Source organism: Microbacterium sp. W4I4 (assembly GCF_030816235.1).
Taxonomy (GTDB): Bacteria; Actinomycetota; Actinomycetes; order Actinomycetales; family Microbacteriaceae; genus Microbacterium.
On the sequence record NZ_JAUSXT010000001.1, the window covers coordinates 112,017 to 136,348 of the forward strand.

23 protein-coding genes and 1 pseudogene are annotated in these 24,332 nt (G+C 68.0%); 16 read left to right on the forward strand and 8 right to left on the reverse strand.

The features are described 5' to 3' along the window. Window positions 1–2: 2 nt before the first annotated feature. On the forward strand, window positions 3–938 hold the full coding sequence (locus QF046_RS00565; protein WP_307365132.1) for an RluA family pseudouridine synthase: 936 nt from the start codon (window positions 3–5) through the stop codon (window positions 936–938). A gap of 17 nt (window positions 939–955) precedes the next feature. On the opposite strand, the gene QF046_RS00570 is transcribed toward QF046_RS00565, so the two are convergent. Continuing rightward, window positions 956–1,579 (reverse strand): TetR/AcrR family transcriptional regulator, encoded by a 624-nt coding sequence (locus QF046_RS00570; RefSeq protein ID WP_307365134.1) that lies wholly within the window; start codon window positions 1,577–1,579, stop codon window positions 956–958. 92 nt (window positions 1,580–1,671) lie between these two features. Here QF046_RS00570 and QF046_RS00575 point away from each other — a divergent pair, with 92 nt between their 5' ends. The 3 genes from QF046_RS00575 to QF046_RS00585 are packed head-to-tail and all read left to right on the forward strand — an operon-like array spanning window position 1,672 to window position 3,514. After that, window positions 1,672–2,289 carry a DUF6230 family protein gene (locus QF046_RS00575; protein ID WP_307365136.1) on the forward strand — a complete coding sequence of 206 codons (618 nt, stop codon included), beginning with the start codon at window positions 1,672–1,674 and terminating at the stop codon, window positions 2,287–2,289. Further along, the gene (locus tag QF046_RS00580; RefSeq protein WP_307365139.1) at window positions 2,280–2,783 is read left to right on the forward strand and encodes a DUF6114 domain-containing protein; all 504 of its coding nucleotides are present in this window, start codon (window positions 2,280–2,282) and stop codon (window positions 2,781–2,783) included. Before QF046_RS00575 ends, QF046_RS00580 begins: the two co-directional genes overlap by 10 nt. Further along, window positions 2,780–3,514 (forward strand): hypothetical protein, encoded by a 735-nt coding sequence (locus QF046_RS00585; RefSeq protein WP_307365141.1) that lies wholly within the window; start codon window positions 2,780–2,782, stop codon window positions 3,512–3,514. The genes QF046_RS00580 and QF046_RS00585 overlap by 4 nt, the downstream gene beginning before the upstream one ends. Window positions 3,515–3,529: 15 nt before the next feature. On the opposite strand, the gene QF046_RS00590 is transcribed toward QF046_RS00585, so the two are convergent. After that, a complete protein-coding gene (locus tag QF046_RS00590) occupies window positions 3,530–4,015 on the reverse strand; it encodes an NUDIX domain-containing protein (RefSeq protein WP_307365143.1) in 486 nt (161 codons plus the stop codon). 116 nt (window positions 4,016–4,131) lie between these two features. Here QF046_RS00590 and QF046_RS00595 point away from each other — a divergent pair, with 116 nt between their 5' ends. The 7 genes and pseudogenes from QF046_RS00595 to QF046_RS00625 all read left to right on the forward strand — a co-directional run bounded on the left by QF046_RS00595 (window position 4,132) and on the right by QF046_RS00625 (window position 13,760). Continuing rightward, the gene (locus QF046_RS00595) at window positions 4,132–4,713 is read left to right on the forward strand and encodes an RNA polymerase sigma factor (protein ID WP_307365145.1); all 582 of its coding nucleotides are present in this window, start codon (window positions 4,132–4,134) and stop codon (window positions 4,711–4,713) included. Window positions 4,714–4,715: 2 nt separating this feature from the next. Further along, the gene (locus QF046_RS00600; protein ID WP_307365147.1) at window positions 4,716–5,816 is read left to right on the forward strand and encodes a hypothetical protein; all 1,101 of its coding nucleotides are present in this window, start codon (window positions 4,716–4,718) and stop codon (window positions 5,814–5,816) included. Between the two features lie 71 nt (window positions 5,817–5,887). Further along, window positions 5,888–9,407: pseudogene (gene dnaE, locus QF046_RS00605) on the forward strand (DNA polymerase III subunit alpha). A 110-nt stretch (window positions 9,408–9,517) separates the two neighbouring features. Then, window positions 9,518–10,891, forward strand: a complete 1,374-nt coding sequence (locus tag QF046_RS00610; RefSeq protein WP_307365149.1) for a hypothetical protein — start codon at window positions 9,518–9,520, stop codon at window positions 10,889–10,891. 3 nt (window positions 10,892–10,894) lie between these two features. Then, window positions 10,895–12,238 carry a histidinol dehydrogenase gene (gene hisD / locus QF046_RS00615; protein ID WP_307365151.1) on the forward strand — a complete coding sequence of 448 codons (1,344 nt, stop codon included), beginning with the start codon at window positions 10,895–10,897 and terminating at the stop codon, window positions 12,236–12,238. A gap of 11 nt (window positions 12,239–12,249) precedes the next feature. Beyond that, window positions 12,250–12,726, forward strand: a complete 477-nt coding sequence (gene nrdR / locus QF046_RS00620) for a transcriptional regulator NrdR (protein ID WP_307365153.1) — start codon at window positions 12,250–12,252, stop codon at window positions 12,724–12,726. An 11-nt stretch (window positions 12,727–12,737) separates the two neighbouring features. Next, the gene (locus QF046_RS00625) at window positions 12,738–13,760 is read left to right on the forward strand and encodes a quinone-dependent dihydroorotate dehydrogenase (protein ID WP_307372605.1); all 1,023 of its coding nucleotides are present in this window, start codon (window positions 12,738–12,740) and stop codon (window positions 13,758–13,760) included. A gap of 42 nt (window positions 13,761–13,802) precedes the next feature. On the opposite strand, the gene QF046_RS00630 is transcribed toward QF046_RS00625, so the two are convergent. Continuing rightward, window positions 13,803–14,366 (reverse strand): DUF3043 domain-containing protein, encoded by a 564-nt coding sequence (locus QF046_RS00630; RefSeq protein WP_307365157.1) that lies wholly within the window; start codon window positions 14,364–14,366, stop codon window positions 13,803–13,805. 44 nt (window positions 14,367–14,410) lie between these two features. Here QF046_RS00630 and QF046_RS00635 point away from each other — a divergent pair, with 44 nt between their 5' ends. The 5 genes from QF046_RS00635 to QF046_RS00655 all read left to right on the forward strand — a co-directional run bounded on the left by QF046_RS00635 (window position 14,411) and on the right by QF046_RS00655 (window position 19,442). Further along, window positions 14,411–15,826 (forward strand): dipeptidase, encoded by a 1,416-nt coding sequence (locus QF046_RS00635; protein ID WP_307365158.1) that lies wholly within the window; start codon window positions 14,411–14,413, stop codon window positions 15,824–15,826. A 99-nt stretch (window positions 15,827–15,925) separates the two neighbouring features. Continuing rightward, window positions 15,926–16,288: an iron-sulfur cluster insertion protein ErpA gene (gene erpA / locus QF046_RS00640; RefSeq protein WP_307365161.1), complete on the forward strand. Its 363-nt coding sequence runs from the start codon at window positions 15,926–15,928 to the stop codon at window positions 16,286–16,288. An 88-nt stretch (window positions 16,289–16,376) separates the two neighbouring features. Further along, window positions 16,377–17,276, forward strand: a complete 900-nt coding sequence (gene coxB / locus QF046_RS00645; RefSeq protein ID WP_307365164.1) for a cytochrome c oxidase subunit II — start codon at window positions 16,377–16,379, stop codon at window positions 17,274–17,276. A gap of 3 nt (window positions 17,277–17,279) precedes the next feature. Further along, window positions 17,280–19,016 carry a cytochrome c oxidase subunit I gene (gene ctaD / locus QF046_RS00650; RefSeq protein ID WP_307365166.1) on the forward strand — a complete coding sequence of 579 codons (1,737 nt, stop codon included), beginning with the start codon at window positions 17,280–17,282 and terminating at the stop codon, window positions 19,014–19,016. 3 nt (window positions 19,017–19,019) lie between these two features. After that, entirely contained in the window at window positions 19,020–19,442 is a 423-nt protein-coding gene (locus QF046_RS00655; protein WP_307365168.1) for a cytochrome c oxidase subunit 4, read from the forward strand. Between the two features lie 60 nt (window positions 19,443–19,502). On the opposite strand, the gene QF046_RS00660 is transcribed toward QF046_RS00655, so the two are convergent. The 5 genes from QF046_RS00660 to QF046_RS00680 all read right to left on the reverse strand — a co-directional run bounded on the left by QF046_RS00660 (window position 19,503) and on the right by QF046_RS00680 (window position 24,320). After that, window positions 19,503–19,919 (reverse strand): rhodanese-like domain-containing protein, encoded by a 417-nt coding sequence (locus QF046_RS00660; protein ID WP_307365170.1) that lies wholly within the window; start codon window positions 19,917–19,919, stop codon window positions 19,503–19,505. Between the two features lie 5 nt (window positions 19,920–19,924). Beyond that, window positions 19,925–20,470 (reverse strand): GNAT family N-acetyltransferase, encoded by a 546-nt coding sequence (locus QF046_RS00665; RefSeq protein ID WP_307365173.1) that lies wholly within the window; start codon window positions 20,468–20,470, stop codon window positions 19,925–19,927. An 83-nt stretch (window positions 20,471–20,553) separates the two neighbouring features. After that, window positions 20,554–22,377 carry a cytochrome bc complex cytochrome b subunit gene (locus QF046_RS00670; protein WP_307365176.1) on the reverse strand — a complete coding sequence of 608 codons (1,824 nt, stop codon included), beginning with the start codon at window positions 22,375–22,377 and terminating at the stop codon, window positions 20,554–20,556. Continuing rightward, the gene (locus QF046_RS00675) at window positions 22,374–23,450 is read right to left on the reverse strand and encodes a ubiquinol-cytochrome c reductase iron-sulfur subunit (RefSeq protein WP_307365178.1); all 1,077 of its coding nucleotides are present in this window, start codon (window positions 23,448–23,450) and stop codon (window positions 22,374–22,376) included. The genes QF046_RS00670 and QF046_RS00675 overlap by 4 nt, the downstream gene beginning before the upstream one ends. A 36-nt stretch (window positions 23,451–23,486) precedes the next feature. Then, window positions 23,487–24,320 carry a cytochrome c gene (locus tag QF046_RS00680; RefSeq protein WP_307365180.1) on the reverse strand — a complete coding sequence of 278 codons (834 nt, stop codon included), beginning with the start codon at window positions 24,318–24,320 and terminating at the stop codon, window positions 23,487–23,489. Between the last annotated feature and the right edge of the window lie 12 nt (window positions 24,321–24,332).

Here is a 24,332-nt window from a genome sequence, read left to right on the forward strand (position 1 = left end):
GCGTGCAGAGCCGGAGCCTGCCCGTCCCCGACGGGCTGGAGGGATCACGCGTCGACGCCGCACTGGCGAAGATGCTCGGATTCTCGCGCACGTTCGCGGCCGAGGTCGCTGAGGCGGGCGGAGTGCAGCTGGACGGTGTCCAACTGGGCAAGTCCGACCGACTGCGCGCCGGCGGCTGGCTCGAAGTGAGCTGGACGCCCCGCGAGGAGCCGCGCATCGTGCCCATCGCGGTGCCCGAGCTGGGCATCGTGCACGACGACGACGACATCGTCGTCGTCGACAAGCCCACCGGCGTGGCCGCGCACCCCTCGATCGGCTGGGAGGGCCCCACCGTGGTGGGCGCACTCGCCGCCGCGGGGTTCCGCATCGCGACGAGCGGCGCGCCCGAGCGTCAGGGCGTCGTGCATCGTCTGGACGTGGGTACCAGCGGCCTGATGGTGGTGGCGAAGACCGAGCAGGCCTACACCGCCCTCAAGCGCGCCTTCAAGGAGCGCACGGTCGAGAAGATCTATCACGCGGTCGTGCAGGGCCACCCCGACCCGCTCGCGGGCACCATCGACGCGCCGATCGGACGCCACCCGAACCATCACTGGAAGTTCGCGGTCGTGCCCGACGGCAAGCCCTCTGTCACCCACTACGAGACGCTCGAGGCGTTCCCCGGGGCGTCACTGCTGGAGATCCACCTGGAGACGGGCCGCACGCACCAGATCCGCGTGCACATGGCCGCCCACCGGCATCCGTGCGTCGGCGACCCCCTCTACGGCGCGGATCCGACGCTGTCGGCGAAGCTGGGTCTGACCCGGCAGTGGCTGCATGCGCACCGGCTGGCGTTCACGCACCCCGCGACGGGGGACTGGGTGCAGTTCGAGTCCCCATATCCCGCCGACTTCCGCCATGCGCTGGAGGTCCTCGATCCCGGGCGCGAGTTCGAGGACTGAGTTCGCGCCGCCGGTGCTCAGAGCCGGGCGCTGCGTGCGGCGGTGACCACGCCGGTCAGGGTCAGCTCGAGGAAGGCGATCAGGTCCTCAGGGCGGTGCGTGGGGGGTCGCGTCGACACATCGCCCAGCTCAGCGGCCAGCGCGACGAAAGTCTCCTCGGCGAACGCCACCCAGGACCGCAATGCCAGGCGCAGCGCGGCGCTGTCGGGCTCACCGAGCTCGATCAGCGCCTCACGCAGCCGTTCGGCGTTCGCGGCTCTCGCCTCGTCGACGAGGGCGCGCACGGTCGGGTCGCCGCTGGCGGGTCCGCGGACGAGGGAGAAGAACGTGCCGCGGTGGTCGGCGACGAAGCTCGTGATCCGCACGAGCACATCGTGCACGCGCTCCTCGGGGTCCAGTTCCGGCCGGGGGAGCGTCGCATGCAGCAGTGCATCGCGTGCGGCCTCGACGACGGCGCGCTGCATGCCCTGGCGCGTGTCGAAGTAGTGGAAAATCAGTGCGCGCGACACGCCCCCGCGTGCCGCGAGCACATCGATGGTCAGGTCATCGAGCGAATGGTCGGCGAGGAAGCTCACCCCGGCGGAGATCAGCTGAGCGCGACGTGCGTCCGGAGTGAGGCGGACGCGACGCTCGACGGACATGAGGCGATCCTATCGGCCCGTCGGTATTGACTCGGAGTCAATGAACGGTATTCTGGCTACGCGCCGATGACGACGCGAGCACTGGAGGATCGATGAAGTTCCGTAACCCGAAGAAGCTGATCACGAAGGCCACCGCCACGCACGCGGGCCGGATCACCCTGGCCGCGGTGCCCGTGGGCATCGTCGCCGCCGTCCTGATGGGCGGGGTCGCGCAGGGGCAGGTGCCCGTCTCGTTCGCCGTGTCGGGCAGCCAGTTCCAGATCAGCGCGAGCCTGCTGGACGGCACGGGCTTCTCGCAGTACGCCGGTGTCACGAAGGACACCGAGGGTGGCGAGCACTCGGTCGCCATCGCGAACATCAAGAGCGCCACGCTCGCCGACCTCTGCCAGTCGGTCGTCTCCGAGACGCCTCTCGGCAAGGTGGGCGTGCTGATCAAGGCGGGTGGCGGCGGCAACCCCGCGAGCGCCTCGGACCTGCAGATCGGCATGACGGGACTCGGGGGCGACGCCTCGTTCGGGAACATCCGCATCGGCGTCGACGCCTCGACGGTGAACACCGGCGCGAAGGGGTCGGCGGGCGACTTCGCGCAGGATGCCGACACCGTGACCATCAAGAACCTGCAGCAGACCGCGTGGAGCACCCAGGCATCCGTCTTCACCCTCACGGGCATGACGCTGGAGCTCACGGACGGATCGCAGGGATGCTTCTGAGCGAAGGCGTCATGGCATCCGAAGAGCACACCGTGACCGACGACGGGCAGATCACCGCCCACGGGCAGAAGCCGGAGCGCGCCGAATCGGCGTTCCGGACCTGGCGACGATCCCGCCCGTTCATCGGCGGAGTGCTGCTGGTGATCTCCGGGATCGAGATGTTCTTCTCGGGCCAGCTGGACTTCGGCGAACTGCACATCCAGCTCGGCATCGAAGGTCTGCAGGCGACCATCATCCCGATCCTGCTGGTGCTGCTGGGCATCCTCGCGGTCACCATGCCCGCGCACCACATCTTCTACGGTGTGGTCGCCCTCGCCGTGGCGCTGTACTCCCTGGTGGGGGTCAATCTCGGCGGCTTCATCATCGGCATGCTCCTGGGCTGCGTCGGCGGGATCCTCGTGGTGGCCTGGATGCCGAAGGGGTCACGACGGCGCTCGGCTGCGGCTGACGGCACGGATGAGGATGATTCGGATGCAGAGGGGGCCGACGCGTGAGCCGGCGCCCCACACGCTCCATCACCGCGGTCGCTGCGCTGTGCCTGCTTCTCACACCGCTCATGGTCGGTGCGGCCGCCTCCACCGCGGTGCGCCCGGCGGTGTGCATCCCGCTCCTGTGGTGCCCGAAGCCGTCGCCGACGCCCACGCCGTCGCCGACCACGTCGACTCCCGGCATCCCGCTTCCCGGCATCCCTCTTCCGACGGCCCCGGCGGTTCCCGGAGTGCCGACGCCGAGCGCCCCTGAGACGACGCAGCCCGATGAGACCGCCCCGGATGCGACGCCCGCGCCGGCCGTGCCGGATGAGGGCGCCCCGATCTTCACGAAGACGCCGGCGCAGATGTCCTCGAAGGGACTGTCGTTCACCGGTCTGAAGGGCATCAGCCTGGTGACCGTGCCGACGATCGACGGGGGCAGCATCCGTGCGCTCAAGATCAGCGCCGACACGATCACCATCACCGGCTTCGCGCTCTCCGTGCGTCCTGCCGGCGGTCCGGGCCTCGTCACGGACGCCGACACCATGACTCTGCGAGGGCACGTCTCGGTCTATCTCGGCTCGCTCACAGCGACCGCGCAGAACGGGAAGTCGCTCACCATCGGGGCGGACACACCGCCGTCGCTGGATGATGTGGAGCCCGGGCTGCTGCACGTGGACATGGGCCTGGTCGGCACGATCGCCGACTCGATCTCCTACACGAACACCGATCAGCGCATCGTCGCTGCGAAGTGATGCGACCGGGCCCCGTCAGCTCTTGACGCGTCCGCCGCGGAAGTGCGCGGGATCGTCCTCGGCGAGCGCGAGGGCGATCTTGCGCACGTGCGCATCGTCGACCACATCCATCATCTGGGCGAGGTCGTAGAACCCGACCTCGCTGAGTTCTCCGTCGGCCGGATGCGGCTCTCCCGACACCCAGGTGCAGCGGAAGGCGATGTCGATGTAGTCGACCTGGTCGCCGTTGACGTAAGTGATGCGCGGCAGCTGCTGCACCGATGCCAGCCGGTCGACGGAGACCACGACGCCGGCCTCCTCGAGACACTCCCGAGCCGCGGCGTCCGCCGGCTCCTCGCCGGGCTCGACGATGCCGGCGATCGTCTGCCAGGCTCCGTTGTCGGCCCGCTTGCCGAGCAGAACCTTCTGGTCGCGGAACACCACGGCTGTGGCGCCGACGAGGGGGAGCGGTGCATGCCCGATGTGCTCGCGCAGGGCGATGACGAAGTCCGGAGTGGCCATGAGTCGAGCGTAATCGGCGAGGAGGCGCGGGCCGGATGGCACTCGCCAAGCGCGCACGATTCTGGTTCTCTGAAAGAAAGCGTGAACCGAATCCCCGCGCAGAGGCAATACCCAGTGTGAGCACAGACAGCGAGATCATCGAGCGGTCGATCGAGGATCCGGAGGCGTTCTCCGGCATCTTCGAGCGGCATGTCCGCCCGGTCGGCGGCTACATCCGGCGCCGGCTGGGCGGTGAGTCCGTGGACGACGTCCTCAGCGAGACCTTTCTCGTGGCGTTCCGCAAGCGCTCGTCGTACGATCTCACCGCGCACAGCGCGCTGCCGTGGCTGCTGGGGATCGCGACCAGACTGATCCGCTCGCATCGGGGGATGGAGGCCAGGCACTGGCGGAATGTGCAGGCTTCGGCTGCAGTCAGCGAGGAGCACGATCCGGAGTCGCCCTACGCGGCCTCTGAGCGGCGGCTCGATTCGGCGGCATCGCTGCGTCAGATGGGCCCTCGGATCGCGGCGCTGTCGCCGCGGGACAGGGACACGCTGCTGCTGTACGCCTGGGCGGATCTGACGTATGAGCAGACCGCCGATGCGCTCGGGGTTCCCGTCGGCACGGTGCGCTCCCGTCTGAATCGCGTGCGTCGCAAGCTCGCGCCGGAGGGCGCGCAGACCACACGGCTGACCTGGATGGCGAAGGTGGAGAGATGATCATGGATGTTCTCGAGAGTGTGCGCACCGGCGCACCGGATGCTGAGATCGACGACGCGACGGTCGCGAAGGCCAGACACCGTCTGATGAGCGAGATCTCGGGAAGGGTCTCGGAGACGCGGGCGCCCCGGCGCAGGCGCACGCGGAGCACCGTGCGCTGGACGGTGGGACTGGTCGGTGCAGGCGCGGCGGTCGCCGCCGGCGCGGTCGTGATCACGAACCTGCTCCCGACGGAACCCGGCACCCCCGGCGTGCCGCCCGGGCTGATGCCCCAGCCGGCATCCGCCTCGGAGCTGCTGGAGCAGGCGGCGGATCGTGTCGCATCCAGCGGTGGCGCGGTGCCGGCTGCGGGGCAGTTCCTGCGGATCGAGGAGACGGACTCCTTCCTGCAGTTCTCGATCCCGGATGCCGCGACGGGGGAACTCACGCCGATGGGCAACCGCGCGAACGCGGAGGCCGCGTTCACGACCGAGCACACCACCGCGCTGTACGTACCTGCGGATCGGGAGGACGAATGGGTCTGGGATCTGCGCGACCCGTGGACGGTCGGGCAGACGTGGGGCGAGGACGCCGCGGCGGCGGTGAAGGTCTGGCAGCGGCTGGAACAGGACGGCAGCAGCACCCCGCAGGTATGGCGCCTGCCCGGCGGACGGGATCCGCAGAGCACGGAGACCCCGGATGCGACGCTGGACGGGCGGGAGCTGTTCGAGCAGATGCCCCGCGAGCCGCAGGCGCTGCTGGACTGGTTCCGGGAACGCAGCGGTCTCACCGGCGCCGAGGCGGATGCGGCGGCGGTGTGGAGCATGAGCAGCACGCTCAGCTCGTCGCTGGCGCCCGCCGATCTGCGCGCCGCGATGTTCGACGCACTGGCGCTCGTCAAAGGCATGCAGGTCGATGACCCGGAGGCCGACCAGGTCACCTTCACCTACTCGGCGACCGGCGCCGACTGGGTCAGGACGACGACTTTCACACTCGACACGGAGCGGTCGCTGATCACAGAACTCAGCGACGTCTCCCTGCCCGCGGGTGCTTCGATCGTGCCGGATGACGTGCCGGACGAGCATCGGATCGTGCGGGTGTCGATCGTCGACGAGGCGCCGTGACGGCAGCGGCACCCCTCCCTCGAGTCCCGGCACCGGTCCCCGGTGTCGGGACTGCCTCGTAGACTCGAAGCATGGCATCCGACTCCTTCGTGCACCTGCATGTCCACAGCGAATACTCCATGCTGGACGGTGCCGCGAAGATCTCCGCGATGACCCAGGCCGCGGCCGATTACGGGATGCCGGCGATCGCCGTCACCGACCACGGCAACACCTTCGCGGCCTTCGAGTTCTACAACGCGGCGCGCTCCGCAGGGGTCAAACCCATCATCGGCCTCGAGGCGTACGTCACCCCGGGCACGCACCGCAGCGACAAGTCCCGTGTGGCGTGGGGATCTCCGGATCAGAAGAGCGACGACGTCTCCGGCTCCGGCGCGTACACCCACATGACGATGTGGAGCCAGACGACGCAGGGGATGCACAATCTCTTCCGGCTCAGCTCTCTCTCCAGCCTCGAGGGCTACTACTTCAAGCCGCGCATGGACCGCGAGCTGCTGCAGACCTACGGCCAGGGCCTGATCGCCACCACGGGCTGCCCGTCCGGCGAGATCCAGACGCGCCTGCGCCTCGGCCAGTACGACGCGGCGCGGGCCGCGGCCGCGGAGTTCCAGGACATCTTCGGCAGGGAGAACTACTTCGCCGAGATCATGGACCACGGCCTCTCGATCGAGCGGGCGGGTCATCACCGACCTCATCAAGCTGTCCAAGGATCTGAACATCCCGCTCGTCGCCACCAACGACTCGCACTACACGCACCAGCACGAGGCCGATGCCCACGAGGCGCTGCTGTGCGTCCAGTCCGGCTCGACCATGGACGACCCGAACCGGTTCAAGTTCGACGGCGACGGCTACTACATCAAGACTGCGCAGGAGATGCGCCAGCTCTTCCGCGACCACCCGGAGGCGTGCGACAACACGCTGCTGATCGCCGAGCGCTGCGAGGTCGAGTTCGACACCTCGGCGAACTACATGCCGCGCTTCCCCGTGCCGGACGGCGAGACCGAGGACAGCTGGCTCGTCAAAGAGGTCGAGAAGGGTCTGCACTACCGCTACCCGGCCGGAATCCCCGACGCGGTGCGCAAGCGTGCCGAGTACGAGGTCGGTATCATCTTGCAGATGGGCTTCCCCGGCTACTTCCTCGTCGTCGCCGACTTCATCAACTGGGCCAAGGACAACGGCATCCGCGTCGGACCCGGCCGTGGTTCCGGTGCCGGCTCCATGGTCGCGTACGCGATGAAGATCACCGACCTCGACCCGATCGAGCACGGTCTCATCTTCGAGCGGTTCCTGAACCCGGATCGCGTCTCGATGCCCGACTTCGACGTCGACTTCGATGACCGGCGCCGCGGCGAGGTCATCGACTACGTCACCGACAAGTACGGCTCCGAGCGCGTCGCGCAGATCGTCACCTACGGCACGATCAAGTCGAAGCAGGCGCTGAAGGACGCCGGTCGTGTGCTGGGCTTCCCGTTCAGCATGGGAGACCGGCTCACCAAGGCCATGCCGCCCGCAGTCATGGGCAAGGACATGCCGCTCAGCGGCATGTACGACAGCGCCCACCCGCGGTACAAGGAGGCCAGCGAGTTCCGGGCGTTCATCGACACCGACCCCGAGGCGAAGACGGTCTTCGACCGCGCGCTCGGGCTCGAGGGTCTGAAGCGCCAGTGGGGTGTGCACGCCGCCGGTGTGATCATGTCCTCGCATCCGCTGCTCGACATCGTGCCGATCATGAAGCGCGAGCAGGACGGCCAGATCGTCACGCAGTTCGACTACCCGTCCTGCGAATCGCTCGGCCTGATCAAGATGGACTTCCTGGGGCTGCGCAACCTCACGATCATCTCCGACGCACTGGACAACATCCGCACCAACCGCGGCGAGGAGCTCGACCTCGAGCACCTCGCGCTGGACGACCGCCCGGCGTACGACCTGCTCACCCGGGGCGACACCCTCGGCGTGTTCCAGCTCGACGGCGGGCCCATGCGCTCACTGCTGCGCCTGATGAAGCCGGACAACTTCGAGGACATCTCCGCCGTCATCGCCCTGTACCGGCCGGGCCCGATGGGCGCGAACTCGCACACGAACTACGCACTGCGCAAGAACGGCCTGCAGGAGATCTCGGCGATCCATCCCGAACTCGAGGAACCCCTGCGCGACATCCTGGACGGCTCCTATGGCCTGATCATCTACCAGGAGCAGGTCATGGCCATCGCGCAGAAGGTGGCGGGGTTCAGCCTCGGACAGGCAGACATCCTGCGCCGTGCGATGGGAAAGAAGAAGAAGTCCGAGCTGGACAAGCAGTACGAGGGCTTCCACCAGGGCATGCTCGATCGCGGCTACGGCGAAGCAGCGGTCAAGGCTCTGTGGGACATCCTGCTCCCCTTCTCGGACTACGCGTTCAACAAAGCGCACTCCGCCGCCTACGGCCTCGTCTCGTACTGGACCGCGTACCTGAAGGCGCACTATCCGGCCGAGTACATGGCAGCGCTGCTCACCAGCGTCGGCGACTCCAAGGACAAGATGGCCATCTACCTCAACGAGTGCCGCCGCATGGGCATCAAGGTGCTGCCGCCGGACGTCTCGGAATCGATCAACTTCTTCGCGGCCGTCGGCGAGGACATCCGCTTCGGTCTCGGCGCGGTCCGCAACGTGGGTAGCAACGTGGTCGACGGGATCATCGCCTCGCGCACCGAGGGCCCGTTCACGTCGTTCCACGACTTCCTGAACCGGGTGCCGCTGCACGTCGCCAACAAGCGCACCGTGGAGTCGCTGATCAAGGCGGGCGCATTCGACTCGCTGGGCGACACGCGTCGCGCCCTGATGGAGATCCATGAGGATGCCGCGGAGGCAGCCGTCGATCGCAAGCGGAACGAGGCGCAGGGCGCCATCGGATTCGACTTCGACAGCCTCTACGACGGCACGGAGGAGGCACCGCCGGCGAAGGTGCCAGACCGACCCGAGTGGATCAAGAAGGACAAGCTCGCCTTCGAACGCGAGATGCTCGGACTGTACGTCTCGGATCACCCGCTGGCGGGCCTCGAGGTGCCGCTGGCCAAGCACGCCTCGATCTCGATCAACGACCTGCTCACCTCGGAGGACCTGCAGGACGGCGATCAGGTGACCGTCGCCGGTCTGGTCACCAGCGTCCAGCACCGCGTCGCGAAGGCCAGCGGCAACCCCTACGGCATGATCACCGTCGAGGACTTCAACGGCGAGGTGACCGTCATGTTCATGGGCAAGACGTACACCGAGTTCCAGCACACTCTCCAGCAGGACGCGATCCTGGCCGTGCGGGGTCGCGTGTCGCGTCGAGACGATGGGATGAACCTGCACGCCCAGTCGACTTTCGCCCCGGACATCGGCTCCTTCGATGCCGCCGGCCCCCTCGCTCTGCTGGTCGCGGAGCAGCGGGCGACCGAACGAGTGATGCTCGATCTCGCGGACGTACTGCGTCGGCATGCGGGGGAGACCGAAGTGCTGCTGCGCGTGCATCGCGGGGGATCGGCGAAGGTCTTCGAGGTGCCGATGCCGGTGAAGGTCTCGGCGGATCTGTTCGGCGACCTCAAGTCGCTCCTCGGACCCACCTGCCTGGGCTAGCCGGTTCACGCGACGACACCTCCCACCGTACGTTCCGGCCGAATCGGTAGTATCGGGACTCGCGTGCACGTGCGACAGCGCACACGCGACAGCGACGAAAGGACTGCTCGATGAGCACCGAACAGACGAGCGCCGGCTCGGGCGACGCGCCCGAGCGGAGCATCATCGGCTTCGTGCCCGAGTTGCGCGTCGACGGCGACGCCACCGGAGGCACGGACCCGACGGCAGACGAAGCCTCGAAGACCGACGAATCGTCCGAGTCGACTCGGACGGACTCCGCCGATTCCGACGCGGCCACGGACCCCACCGATTCCGCCATCGACACCGAGTCCGACACCGATTCCGCCGCGGACACCGATTCCGCCATCGACGACGACGCGGTCTACTACGAGGACCAGGTCGAACCGGAGTACGGCATCCTCGGCTTCACGCTTCGCGAACTGGTGATCGTCGGCGCCTGGGCGCTGATGTTCATCGTCTCGTTCTTCCCCGTCTTCGGCGGAGGAGCATCCGTGTGGACCAGCGGAATCGACTGGCTCCTGACGGTCGGCGCCCCGACCGCCGCGGTCTTCCTCGTCGTGCTGCGCCGGTTCTCACCGGAGGGTATCCGGCGTGTCGGGTCGCTGGGCATCGACCAGTTCGCCTCCGTCGCCGCATCGGTAGCCGCGGTGGCCTGGGCCCAGGTGCTCTGGCACCAGGTTTCGGCAAGCGTCTCCTTGGGAGCCTTCCTGGTCGGCTGGGTGCCGATCGTCGCCGTGATCGGCGCACTGGCGCTGGTCGTGGCGACCGTCTTCGCCCCGCTGATCCCGCGTCTGCGCGAGGACTTCGAGGGGCGCCTGGAGACTCTCGCGCACCGCAACGCCGATCCGGTTCGCCCGGTGATCCGCCGCCCTCGACCGACTCCGCCGGCGCCCGCACCTTCTGTCGAAGGGGAACCCGACACGCTCGATCCGACTGCGGACTCCGGTCCCGAGATCGACGCGTCTGCTCCGCAGGCGGAGGCCGCCGCGGTCGTGGAGGATGACACGGACCAGGACGAGGATGCCGACGCCACCCGTGTGATCGACGTGAGCCCGCTGGTCGAGGCCCCGGACTCCGAGGCACGCCAGGAGGGCACCTCCTACACCGATCCGATCGGCGCACTCCACGAGATCTTCGAATCGAACGGGACGGTCGTTCCCGGGTCGAGCGAGGAGGAGGACCACGGGCCCGGCGACACGACTCACTCCCGAGGCGAGGCCGAGGCGCTGCTGCGCCGCAACCGCAGCGAGCACCCTCGCCCGGTGGACCCCGACGCGCAGCCGTTCTGGATCCTCGCGAGCACGGAGCGCGATGTCCTCGACGAGCGCGGCCAGCCGCTGTACCGCATCGGCCCGAGCGCCTGGACCCTGGTCATCGAGGACCGCGACGGCGCCTACGTCGTACGCCATGACGACGGCCGCATCGGCTACCTCCACGACCTCACCGACATCACGAAGGGCTGACACGTGCGCACCATCGATCTCCGAGGCCGCCGTCTCACACCGGCGGACATGCTCGCGGCCGTCCCCAGGGCGACCGCGGCGCGCGCCGAGGCCCTCGCCGCGGCGACGCAGATCGTCGACGACGTCCGCACCCACGGCGTGACAGCCCTGCGCGAGCAGGCGGAGCGCTTCGATCACGTGACGGATCACGCGATCAGGGTGCCGGCCGAGCACCTCGCGGAGGCGGCGGCATCCGTCGACCCCGAGGTGAGCGCGGCGCTCCAGGCTGCGATCGACCGCGTGCGCCGTGGGTCCGCAGCTCAGGTTCCGACCCCGCAGACCACGGAGATCGAGCCCGGTGCGCGCATCACCCAGCGCTGGCAGCCGGTCACCCGCGCGGGCGTCTACATCCCCGGCGGCAAGGCGCCGCTGGCATCCAGCGTCGTCATGAACGTGGTCCCCGCGCAGGTCGCCGGCGTCACGAGCATCGCCCTCGCATCCCCGCCGCAGGCCGGCCACGACGGCCGGGTGCACCCCACCATCCTCGCGGCCGCAGCACTGCTCGGCATCGACGAGGTGTACGCGATCGGCGGCGCCGGTGCCATCGGAGCGCTCGCATACGGCGTGGCGGAACTGGGCCTGGATCCGGTCGACGTCGTCTCAGGGCCGGGCAACAACTACGTCGCCTCCGCGAAGCGCGCGGTCGCCGGCGTCGTGGGCACCGATTCGGAGGCCGGCGCGACCGAGATCCTCGTGGTGGCCGACGCGCACGCCGACGCGGACCTCATCGCCGCGGACCTCATCAGCCAGGCGGAGCACGACGAACAGGCATCCGCCGTGCTCGTCACCGACGATCCCGAGCTCGCCGAGCGGGTCCTCGCCCGTGTCGCAGACCGTGCGTCAGCGACCACCCACGCCGAACGCGTGGCGGCGGCCCTCGCCGGACCGCAGTCCGCGATCATCCTCGTCGAGGACCGGGCGATGGCCGAGGCGTTCAGCAACGCCTACGCTCCCGAGCACCTGGAACTGCACCTGACCGATGCTGCGGATGCCGCGGAGCGCTTCACCAGCGCCGGCGCGGTCTTCGTGGGAGATCAGACGCCCGTGAGCCTCGGCGACTACATGGCGGGCAGCAACCACGTGCTGCCGACCGGGGGACAGGCCCGCTACGCGGCAGGACTCGGTGCCTACACCTTCCTGCGCCCGCAGCAGGTGATCCAGTACGACCACGCGGCCCTCGCCCGTGCGCGCGCCGGGGTCGTCGCGCTCTCGAACGCCGAGATCCTTCCCGCGCACGGCGACGCCGTGCAGGCGCGGTTCGCGTCGCAGGAGACCGGACGTTCAGGTGGCACGGAGGTCGCCGAGTAGGCTGGGCGATCATGCACTGCCCCTTCTGCCGGCATCCGGATTCCCGCGTCATCGATTCGCGCACCAGCGACGACGGTCTCTCGATCCGTCGCCGACGGCAGTGCCCGGAGTGCGGCGGACGCTTCTCGACGACCGAGACCGCGAGTCTCATGGTGATCAAACGTTCCGGGGTGCTCGAGTCGTTCAGCCGCGACAAGGTGATCTCCGGCGTGCGCAAGGCCTGCCAGGGACGTCCCGTCACGGATGCCGATCTGGCGGTCCTCGCCCAGAAGGTCGAGGAGGCCGTGCGGCAGACCGGCGTGTCTCAACTGGACACCAACGAGATCGGTCTGGCGATCCTCGGACCGCTCCGTGAGCTGGACGAGGTCGCGTACCTGCGCTTCGCGAGCGTCTACCAGGAGTTCGACTCGCTGGACGACTTCGAGCGCTCGATCAGCGAGCTGCGCGCGGACCACGCGAAGTCGGGAACGGAATCCGCCGACCGCTAATCTGGTCAGTGATGTATCCCCTCCTCTTTCGCCAGGCCCTCTCGCGCCTCGATCCCGAGTTCGCCCACCACGCCGCGATGGCGGTCATCCGCGTGCTCGGTGTGCCACCGTTCTCGTGGGCGGCGCGGGCGCTCACCGCACCCACGCCCGAGCAGAGCGTGCGGGCGCTGGGTCTGACCTTCCCCTCGCCCTTCGGCGTCGCGGCGGGCTTCGACAAGAACGCCGTGGGCGTGCGCGGACTCGACGCGCTCGGATTCGGGCACATCGAGGTCGGCACGGTCACGGCCATCCCGCAGGAGGGCAACCCGAAGCCGCGGCTGTTCCGACTGGTCGCCGACCGCGCCGTGATCAACCGGATGGGTTTCAACAACGACGGCGCCGAGGCCGCAGCGCGCCGGGTGACGGCGCTGCGCCGCCGTGCACCGCGCGCCGTGATCGGCGTGAACATCGGCAAGAGCCGTGTCGTCGCCGTCGAGGATGCCATCGGCGACTACGTCGCCTCCGCCACCCGCCTCGCCCCCCTCGCCGACTATCTCGCCGTCAACGTCTCCTCACCCAACACGCCCGGTCTTCGCGGACTGCAGGCGGTGGAGACCCTCGCGCCGCTGCTGCGCGCGGTGAAGGACGCCGCCGGCTCGACTCCGCTGCTGGTGAAGATCGCCCCCGACCTGCCGGACGACGAGATCACGGGCATCGCCCGTCTCGCCGTCGAGGAGGGGCTGTCCGGCATCATCACGCACAACACGACGATCTCGCGCGAGGGCCTGCTGACCGACGATGCCGTCGTCGAGGCCGCCGGCGCCGGAGGGCTCTCCGGCGCACCACTGAAGGAGCGGGCGCGCGACGTGCTCGCCGTCGTGAGGGCCGCCGTGCCGGCCGACTTCTGCGTGATCGCCGTGGGCGGCGTGGAGACGGCGGAAGACGTGCAGCGGCTGCTGGACGGCGGCGCGACCCTCGTGCAGGGCTACACGGCGTTCCTGTACCGCGGTCCGCTCTGGGCGCGCCAGATCAACCGCGGCCTGCGGCGGCGCTGAGCATCCGCAGGCCGGAAGTCCCGCAGGGATGCCCGCCGGGGATCAGGCGGGGTACTGACCGCGCTTGACCTGCGGCTTCGGCAGACGCATGAACCGCATCTGCAGCGCCCGCATCGCGGCGTACCAGCCCAGACCGCGCTCGCGCCGCTCGGCTCCGAACTTCGCGGCGGTCTTGCGCTTGACGCGCGCGCTGAGCAGCACCATGTCGAGGATCGCGATCAGCAGGTACGCCCACAGCGCGGCCATCGCCCAGAGCTGGATGTTCGGCACCGGGACGAGGTTCAGCAGGATGACGAGCAGCATGGCGGCCATCAACCACTCGGAGATGTGCCAGCCGGCATCCACGTACTCGCGCACCCAGCGGCGCTGCGGGCCCTTGTCCCGGACGGGGAGGTACTTGTCCTCACCCATCTCCATGCCGATCCGGGCGCGCTGGCGGCGCTCCTGCAGATCCGCCTTGGCCGCGGCGCGCGCCTCCTTGGTGTTGGCGACGAGGGGGCGGCGGTTGGCCGCCTCGCGCTCGGCGCGCGTCGGCGTGGGACGTCCCTTGCCCTCGGCGGGCGTCTCGGGGGCGTCGTCGTTGGCTGCGGGAGTGGGCTTGGGCACGTTCGACCTCAGTTCGGAATCGGGTTCGCCTTAAGATTACTCGCATGACCTCGACTTCACCGTCGGCACAGCCGGCATCCGAATCCGCCGTCCTCGAGGCAGTCGCCCTCGGCATTCCTGCAGCGCTCTCCGATCTCGGCGGACTCGTGCGCATCCCCGGCATCGCCTGGCCCGCATTCGACCAGACCCAGCTGGAGCGCAGCGCCGACGCGATCGCCGGTCTCGTCCGGGACACCGGCGTCTTCGATGACGTGCAGGTGCTGCGTGCGCACGTGGACGACACCGAGGAGCTCGGCCAGCCCGCCGTCCTCGCCACCCGCGCCGCGCGCAACGGGCGGCCCACAATCCTGCTGTACGCGCACCACGACGTGCAGCCACCAGGGGACGACCTGCTCTGGGAGACGCCCCCGTTCGAGCCCACCGTGCGCGACGGACGACTGTACGGACGCGGTGCCGCAGATGACAAGGCCGGGATCATGGCCCACATCGCATCCCTGCGTGCCGTCAGCGAGGTGCTCGGCGACGACTTCGACCTCGGCGTCGCGCTGTTCATCGAGGGGGAGGAGGAGTACGGCTCCCGCTCCTTCGCCCGCTTCCTGCGCGACAACGCGGAAGCGCTGCGCGCCGACGCCATCGTGGTCGCCGATTCCGGGAACCTCGACTCCGAGACCCCCGGGCTGACCGTCTCCCTGCGAGGGAACGCCCGGTTCACCCTGCGCGTGCGCACACTCGAACACGCCTCGCACTCCGGCATGTTCGGGGGAGCGGTGCCGGATGCCGTGATGGCCGCGGTCACCCTGCTCGCCACGCTCTGGGATGCCGACGGCGCGGTCGTCGTCGAAGGGATGACGAGCCGAGCCGGCGAGACCCCCGAGTACACCGACGCGACACTGCGCGACGAAGCCGGTCTGCTGGCCGGCACGATCCCGATCGGTCGCGATGACATCCTCGGGCGCATCTGGAACAAGCCCTCCATCACGATCACCGGCATCGATGCGACCAGCGTCGCCCAGGCATCCAACACGCTGCCCCCCGAGGTCAGTGTGGTCATCAGCGCCCGTGTCGCACCGGGACAGCAGGCGAAGGACGCCTATGCGGCACTGGAGGCGCACCTGCGAGCACACGCCCCGTTCGGCGCCGAGCTCACGTTCAGCGACATCGACCTGGGCGATGGCTTCCTCGTCGACACCGCCGGCTGGGCCGTCGGGATGACACGCGGCGCGATGACGGACGGCTACGGTCGGGAATCCGTCGAGCTCGGCGTGGGCGGCTCCATCCCGTTCATCGCAGACCTCGTCCGCGAGTTCCCCGCGGCGCAGATCCTGGTCACCGGCGTGGAGGACCCGCATTCCCGCGCGCACAGCCCGAACGAATCCCTGCACCTGGAGACGTTCCGCAACGCGGTGCGCACCGAGGCGCTGCTGCTGGCGCGGATGAACGCCCGCGACTCGGATTCCTGAGCGCGACGCCGCGCACACCGGGGGCCGCCCCCATTCGTGTGCGCGGCGGTAGAATCGGCGGTGAGCAGCAGGCCGTGCTGCAGTTCTGCAAGGAGTGACATGAGCGACACCACACTGACCGAAGAGGCCATCGGCGCGCACAGCGTCTCGCTGACGGATGCCGCAGCGCAGAAGGTCAAGAGCCTTCTCGAGCAGGAGGGCCGGGACGACCTGCGTCTTCGCGTCGCCGTCCAGCCGGGCGGATGCTCGGGCCTGATCTACCAGCTCTACTTCGACGAGCGCTTCCTCGAGGGCGATGAGACCGTCGACTTCGACGGTGTCGAGGTCATCGTCGACAACATGAGCGTTCCGTACCTGGACGGCGCCTCGATCGACTTCAAGGACACCATCTCGGAGCAGGGTTTCACGATCGACAACCCCAACGCGGCAGGCAGCTGCGCATGCGGTGACAGCTTCCACTGAGTCGCCCGAGCCTGCGTGGTTGGCATGAATCACGTGTGAGGTTGCCCTAGACTTAGGGTGCTCCTGTCCGAGATCTGAAAGGTGCATCGTGCCCTCGAAACGCCGCCTTCGTTGGGCCGCACTCCCCCTGGGAGTCGCGGCAGCCGTGGCCTTGGCAGGATGTTCTGCCAATGAACTCCACGGCTTCCTCCCCGGCTTCGTGGAGGGCGCCCCCGCGGCGACGAACCAGACCGAGACCGTCGCCGGTCTGTGGGTGACCTCCTGGGTCATCCTGCTGATCGTCGGCATCATCACCTGGGGTCTGATGGGCTGGGCTCTCGTCATGTACCGCCGTCGCGCGGGGCAGACAGGCCTTCCGGTGCAGCTTCGGTACAACATGCCGATCGAGATCCTGTACACGGTCATCCCGCTGCTGCTGGTGCTGGGGCTGTTCTTCTTCACCGCCCGCGATCAGGCTGACATCGAGACGCAGTGGAAGAACCCCGACGTCGAGATCACCGCCATCGCCAAGCAGTGGTCCTGGGACTTCCAGTACGACGGTGAGAAGGCCGACAACTCCGACGCCGTCTGGACCATGGGCGTTCAGGCCGAGGCGGACGCGAACGGCGACATCGATCGCGCGAAGCTCCCCACCCTGGTGCTGCCCGTGGACAAGGACGTGACGATCCACCTGCAGTCCCGCGATGTCATCCACTCGTTCTGGATCATCGACTTCCTGTACAAGAAGGACATGTACATCGGGAAGGACAACACCTGGTCGTTCACCCCGACCCGCGTCGGCGAGTACGACGGCAAGTGCGCTGAGCTCTGCGGCGAGTACCACTCGATGATGCTGTTCAACGTGAAGGTGGTCTCGCAGGACGACTACGACGCCTACCTCCAGACCCTCGAGAACGAGGGCAACACGGGCGACATCAACGACGCCTACGATCGACTCAGTAATCTCCCGGGCACCGGCGCGAGCACCGATGCCGGGGAAGGGGAGTAAGCCATGACGACCACAGCAGATCCCACCACGACGCAGGGTGCACGCCCGACGACGATCCCGCCGCGTCAGGCCGCGCTTCTCACCTCCACCCGTGTGGAGCAGAAGGGCAACATCATCGTCAAGTGGATCACCTCCACCGACCACAAGACGATCGGGTACATGTATCTGATCGCCTCGGTGCTGTTCTTCCTTCTCGGTGGCGTGATGGCGCTCATCATCCGCGCGGAGCTGTTCGCGCCCGGCATGCAGATCGTGCCGACCAAGGAGCAGTACAACCAGCTCTTCACGATGCACGGCACGATCATGCTGCTGATGTTCGCGACGCCGCTGTTCGCCGGCTTCGCCAATGCGATCCTGCCGCTTCAGCTCGGTGCTCCTGACGTCGCGTTCCCGCGACTGAACGCGTTCGCGTTCTGGCTCTTCACTTTCGGCTCGATCATGGCCGTCGCAGGCTTCCTCACCCCGCAGGGTGCGGCGGCGTTCGGGTGGTTCGCCTACCAGCCGCTGGCCAACGCGACGTTCTCCCCGGGTGTCGGTGGAAACCTCTGGATGCTCGGACTGGGCATGTCCGGCTTCGGGACGATCCTGGGTGCGGTGAACTTCATCACCACGGTCATCACGATGCGCGCACCCGGCATGACCATGTGGCGGATGCCGATCTTCTCGTGGAACACGCTGATCACCAGCCTGCTGATCCTGATGGCGTTCCCGGTTCTGGCCGCGGCCATCCTGGCCGCAGCAGCGGACCGCGTCCTCGGCGCTCACGTCTACGACGCGGCCAACGGCGGTGTGCTCCTCTGGCAGCACCTGTTCTGGTTCTTCGGCCACCCCGAGGTGTACATCATCGCGCTGCCGTTCTTCGGCATCGTGTCGGAGATCTTCCCGGTCTTCAGCCGCAAGCCGATCTTCGGGTACAAGACCCTCGTGTACGCCACGATCTCCATCGCGGCGCTGTCGGTCTCTGTGTGGGCTCACCACATGTACGTCACCGGCGGAGTCCTGCTGCCCTTCTTCGCGCTGATGACGATGCTCATCGCGGTTCCGACGGGTGTGAAGATCTTCAACTGGATCGGCACGATGTGGCGAGGCTCGATCACGTTCGAGACGCCGATGGTGTTCTCGCTCGGCTTCCTCGTCTCGTTCGTGTTCGGTGGTCTCACCGGTGTGATCCTGGCAGCCCCGCCGCTGGACTTCCACATCAGCGACACCTACTTCGTCGTGGCGCACTTCCACTACGTCGTCTTCGGCACCGTGGTCTTCGCGATGTTCGCGGGCTTCTACTTCTGGTGGCCGAAGTGGACGGGACGGATGCTCAACGAGCGTCTGGGCTACATCCACTTCTGGATGCTGTTCATCGGCTTCCACATGACCTTCCTCGTCCAGCACTGGCTGGGTGTCGACGGCATGCCGCGTCGTTACGCCGACTATTCGACGTACGACAACTGGGAGTGGGGCAACCAGGTCTCCACCATCGGCGCCATCATCCTGGGTGCATCGATGCTGCCGTTCTTCCTGAACGTCTGGATCACCGCGCGCAAGGCGCCGAAGGTCACCGTCGACGACCCGTGGGGCTACGGGGCATCGCTCGAGTGGGCGACCTCCTGCCCGCCGCCGCGTCACAACTTCACGTCGATCCCGCGCATCCGCAGCGAGCGTCCGGCCTTCGACCTGAACCACCCCGAGGCAGCCGAGCACCCGGTGGCAGCACCAGCCGGCGCCGCAGCCGGAGAGGCGAAGTAAGCCATGCGCAGCAATATCATCCTCTGGTGGATCCTCACGGGCTTCTTCCTGATCACCGCGGCGGCGTACACGGTGTGGAACCTCTTGGACCCGTTCCACGGATACGTGGAGTGGGTGGGCACGGTCGCACTGCTGTTCGGCGCCTTCATGAGCGCCATGATCGGCGTGTACCTTCGCAAGACGTACCGCGCGCAGGGTGGAGAGCTGCCCGAGGACGTCCTGACCGCCGACATCGACGACGGGGATCCTGAGCTCGGTGAGTTCAGCCCCTGGTCCTGGTGGCCGATCATTCTCGCCGGTTCCGCCATGGTGTTCCTTCTCGGGCTCGCAGTCGGTCACTTCCTGCTTCCGATCGGACTGGCGATCTTCATCGTCGCCATCGTCGGCTGGGTGTACGAGTACTACCGCGGACACTTCGCCCGCTGATCGTCTGATCCAGAGAAGGCCCCGGAGCATCAGCTCCGGGGCCTTCTTCGTGCCCTCAGGTCAGGGACGCGTGCGAACGTGGGGGATGCCCACCAGCGGGTCGATCGGACGGCGGTGCACGCCGTCGTGGTCCTCGACGGGGTAGCCCTCGCGCGCCCAGTACTCGAAGCCGCCGATGAGCTCTCGCACCGCGTAGCCGAGCTTCGCGAACTCCAGGGCGCCCTTGGCCCCGGCATTGCATCCCGGGCTCCAGCAGTAGACCACCACCTCTGAGCCGGCGGGGATCTCCACCGGCGCGCGGTCCGCGATCTCCCGGTAGTGCATGTGCACGGCCCCGGAGATGCGTCCCTGTGCCCATGCCTCGTCGGAGCGGACGTCGACGACGGTCACGGTCTCTCCGGCCTTCAGGGCGGCGTACAGGTCGCTCGCATCGGTCTCATGGGCGAGCTTGGCTGCGAAGTAGGCGGTGCGGTCCATGGGTCTCAGGCTACGCCGCCGTCTGCGGCGGGTGACGCAGATGACGGCCCGGACGCAAGCGATGCCGTCATCTGGATCCGCCGGCCGTGCTCGAACAGGCCCAGGCGCTCCTCCACCTCGATGAGACGGCGAAGCGCCTCGGTCTCCGGCGCCGTCTCGGTGAAGCCGCACGATGCGTAGAAGGGCGCGTTCCAGGGCACGTCGGCATACGTGCGCAGGGTCATCTCCGTGTGGCCGCGTTCCGCGGCCGAGGACATCGCCGCCTGCACGAGCATCCGGCCCATCCCGCGTCGAGCGAACCGAGGGAGGACGGACACCTGCTCGAGATGGGCATGCCCGTCGAGCTCCAGGACATGCACGAAGCCGGCTATCGTGCCGCTCGACTCGGCGACCAGCAGGAAGCCAGGCGTGACGAAGCGCTCCGAGGCGGCATCCGGTGCCGGCCAATGCGACGAGCGGAACCTGTCGACGAGAAGACGGTCGGCTGCGCTCTCGATCTCCTCGATGTGCGACGCATCCGCGGCGCGTGCGGGGCGAGTACGGAAGGACACGGTTCCCAGCGTACCGATCCCGTCGAGAAGACTGAGGGCCCCGTCTGCAGCAGACGGGGCCCTCAGCCGGGGGAGTGGCGGTGTTACTCGCCGTCCTTCGACTTCTTCTTGCGCTTGTCCGCCGGCTCCTGAGCGATCACGGAGCTCGGCGTGTTCGGGGTCTCGCCGACGGTCTCGTCGACCGGAGCGAGCTGGTCCTCGGAGGTCACCCCGGCACGTGCGTGCGACTCGAGGATCTCCGCGGTCTCGATCTCGGCGTCGTGCGCCAGCGTGTGCTGCTGGTGCGCGTCGGCCTCCTCGATCTGCGCCTGGGTGAGAGGCTGCAGGCGATCTTCGAAGAACCAGCGCGAGAGAGACGAGCGCAGGTTCTCGTGCCACGGGATGCGGCCCTTGGCGTTCGGGCGCACGACCAGCGGCTGGTAGGTCTCGTAGTCGACGAGCTTCCAGCGGTCGTACACGTCGACGGGCTGGTGCACCTCGATGAACTCGCCACCGGGAAGGCGCACGATGCGGCCCGACTCGTAGCCGTGCAGCACGATCTCGCGGTCCTTCTTCTGCAGCGCGATGCAGATGCGCTTGGTGATGAAGTATCCGAGCACCGGTCCGACGAACAGCAGCGCCTGAAGGGTGTGGATCACGCCCTCCATCGTCAGCATGAAGTGCGTCGCGATGAGGTCCGACGAGGCGGCAGCCCACATGACGGCGTAGAAGACCACGCCGGCGACGCCGATGGCCGTGCGAGTGGCGGCGTTGCGCGGACGGTCGGCGATGTGGTGCTCGCGCTTGTCTCCGGTCACCCAGGCCTCGATGAAGGGGTACAGGGCGACCACGACGATGAACAGTCCGAGCACGGCGACCGGGATCAGGATGCCCAGCGAGAGCGTGAACTGACCCAGCTGCACATCCAGGTGCGGGGGAGCCAGACGCAGCGCGCCGTCCGCGAATCCGATGTACCAGTCGGGCTGCGTACCCGCGGAAACCGGGGACGGGTCGTACGGCCCGTAGTTCCAGATCGGGTTGATCTGGAAGAACGTCGCGATGAGGACGATCGTGCCGAAGGTGATGAACAGGAAGCCGCCCATCTTCGACATGTACACCGGCATCATCGGGTAGCCGACTACGTTGCTGTTCGTGCGGCCGGGGCCCGCGAACTGCGTGTGCTTGTTGATGACCATCAGCATCAGATGCAGCACGATCAGGGCGATCACCAGCAGTGGGAGCAGCAGGATGTGCAGGGTGTACAGGCGTCCGACGATGTCGCTGCCGGGGAACTCGCCGCCGAAGATGATGAACGACGTCCACGTGCCGATCAGCGGGATTCCCTTGACCATGCCGTCGATGATGCGCAGGCCGTTGCCCGAGAGCAGGTCATCGGGCAGCGAGTAGCCGGTGAAGCCCTCGGCCAGAGCCAGGATGAACAGGACGTAGCCGATCACCCAGTTCAGCTCACGCGGCTTGCGGAACGCGCCGGTGAAGTACACGCGGAGCATGTGGATGCCGATGCCGGCGACGAACACCAGAGCGGCCCAGTGATGGATCTGGCGGACCAGGAGACCACCGCGCAGGTCGAAGGAGATGTGCAGGGTCGACTCGAGAGCCGCCGACATCTCGATGCCGCGCATCGGCTCATAGGCGCCCGTGTAGTGCGTGGGCACCATCGATGCCTGGAAGAAGAACGTCAGGAACGTTCCGGACAGGAAGACGACGACGAAGCTCCACAGCGCGATCTCGCCGAGCATGAACGACCAGTGGTCAGGGAAGATCTTCCGACCGAGCTCCTTGACGAAGCCCGAGAGGCTGGTGCGCTCGTCGATGTAGTTGGCCGTGGCGCCGAGGAAGCGGCCGCCGAGCGGCTTCTCCCTCGCCTCTGCGGGCTTGGTGTCCTCGTGAAGAGTTGCGGTGCTCAATGACGCTCCCAGAAGCTCGGGCCGACGGGTTCGGTGAAGTCGCTCTTCGCGACGAGGTAGCCCTCGTCGTCGATGGCGATCGGCAGCTGCGGCAGCGGACGGGCGGCCGGTCCGAAGATGACCTTGGCGTGATCCGTGACGTCGAACTGCGACTGGTGGCAGGGGCACAGCAGGTGGTGCGTCTGCTGCTCGTACAGGGCGACGGGGCAGCCGACGTGGGTGCACACCTTGGAGTACGCGACGATGCCGTTGTACGACCAGTCCTTGCGGTCCTCGGCCTCGATCAGCTGCTCGGGACGCAGACGCATCAGCAGGACGATCGCCTTGGCCTTCTCCTCGAGCAGTCCGCCCTCGTGGCCGAGCTCCTTCAGGCCCTCGGGGATGACGTGCACGGCGGAGCCGAGCGTGACATCGGCGGCGCGGATGGGCGTGCCCTCAGGGTCGTGCACCAGGCGGGTGCCCGCCTTCCACATCGTGTGCTTGAGCAGGGTGACGGGGTCGCCCGCCTCCGGGTTCTCAGGCGTCGCGAACGGAGCGAGGCCGCGGAACAGCGTCACGCCGGGGACGATGGAGGCCACGACGGCAGCGATCATCGAGTTGCGGATCATGACGCGGCGTCCGAAGCCGGACTCCTTGTCGGCCTCGGCGAACGCCTGGACGGCCGCCTCGCGGGTCGCGTCCTTGCCGCGGGTGGGGTGGCGGTACTCGACGAACTCGTGGTCGCTCATGAGCGACTTGGACCAGTGGATAGCGCCGATGCCGATGCTCAGCAGCGCCAGGGCGATGCCCAGGCCGATGAACAGGTTGTTGTAGCGGACATCGATGAGCGAGCCGGACTCGATGGGGAACAGCATGTAGGCAGCGACCGCCCAGATGCTGCCGGCCAGCGACAGGTAGAAGAGCGTGTAGACGGTGCGCGCCGCCGCCCTCTCGGACTTCGGATCCTTGTCCGTCATCCGCTGACGGTGCGGGGGCAGTCCCGGGTCTTGTGCGGGATCGCTGACTGCGACGCCCAGCCCCGGGGAGGGCTGGTAGGCCCTTTCAAGAGCCTGCGTGTCGTCGTCGTGTGCCATGGTGCTCCTCGTACGTAACTCTTCGATGAAAGTGCGTCAGTTGGACTTCGCCGTGATCCACACGGTGAGGGCGACGAGCGCGCCGATTCCGAAGATCCAGATGAACAGGCCCTCAGAGACCGGACCCAGAGAGCCCAGCGTGAAGCCGCCGACCTGCACCTCGTTCTGCTGGAAGACCAGAGCGGCGATGATGTCGCGCTTGTCCGAGGTGCTGAGGTTCATGTCGCCGAAGACCGGCATGTTCTGCGGGCCCGTGACCATGGCCGCGTACATGTGCAGCGCACTGGTCGAGGTCAGAGCCGGGGCGTACTTGCCCTCGGTGAGCGCTCCACCGGCGGCGGCCACGTTGTGGCACATGGCGCAGTTGATGCGGAACAGCTCGGCGCCGTGCGAGAGGCTGACCTCGTCGGACGCGTTGTCGGGGTCCTTCTCGCCATCGGTGATCCAGCCGGCGGGGTACTCCGGTCCCGGAGCGACCGACTGCACGTAGGCCGCCATCGCACGGATCTGCGGCTCGGTGAACTGCGGCTTCTTCTGCGGCGCCTGCGGTCCCTGCATCTGCAGCGGCATGCGGCCGGTGGCCAGCTGGAACTCCACGGAGAGCTCGCCGACGCCGATCAGGCTCGGGCCCTCCTTGGTCCCCTGGAGGTCCATGCCGTGACAGGTGGCGCAGTTCGCGGTGAACAGCTTCTGCCCGTCCGCCGCCGTCAGCTCAGCGGCCGCGGAGGTCTGCGTGTCCGTCGTGGAGGCCATCGCGGCGGATGCTCCCGCGTACACACCGCCGGTGAGCAGCAGGCCCGCGCCGATGATGGCAGCGGCCGCGAAAGGACTGCGACGACCGCGTGAACGGTGCTTCTTCTCTCGTACCATTTCGAAAAACCG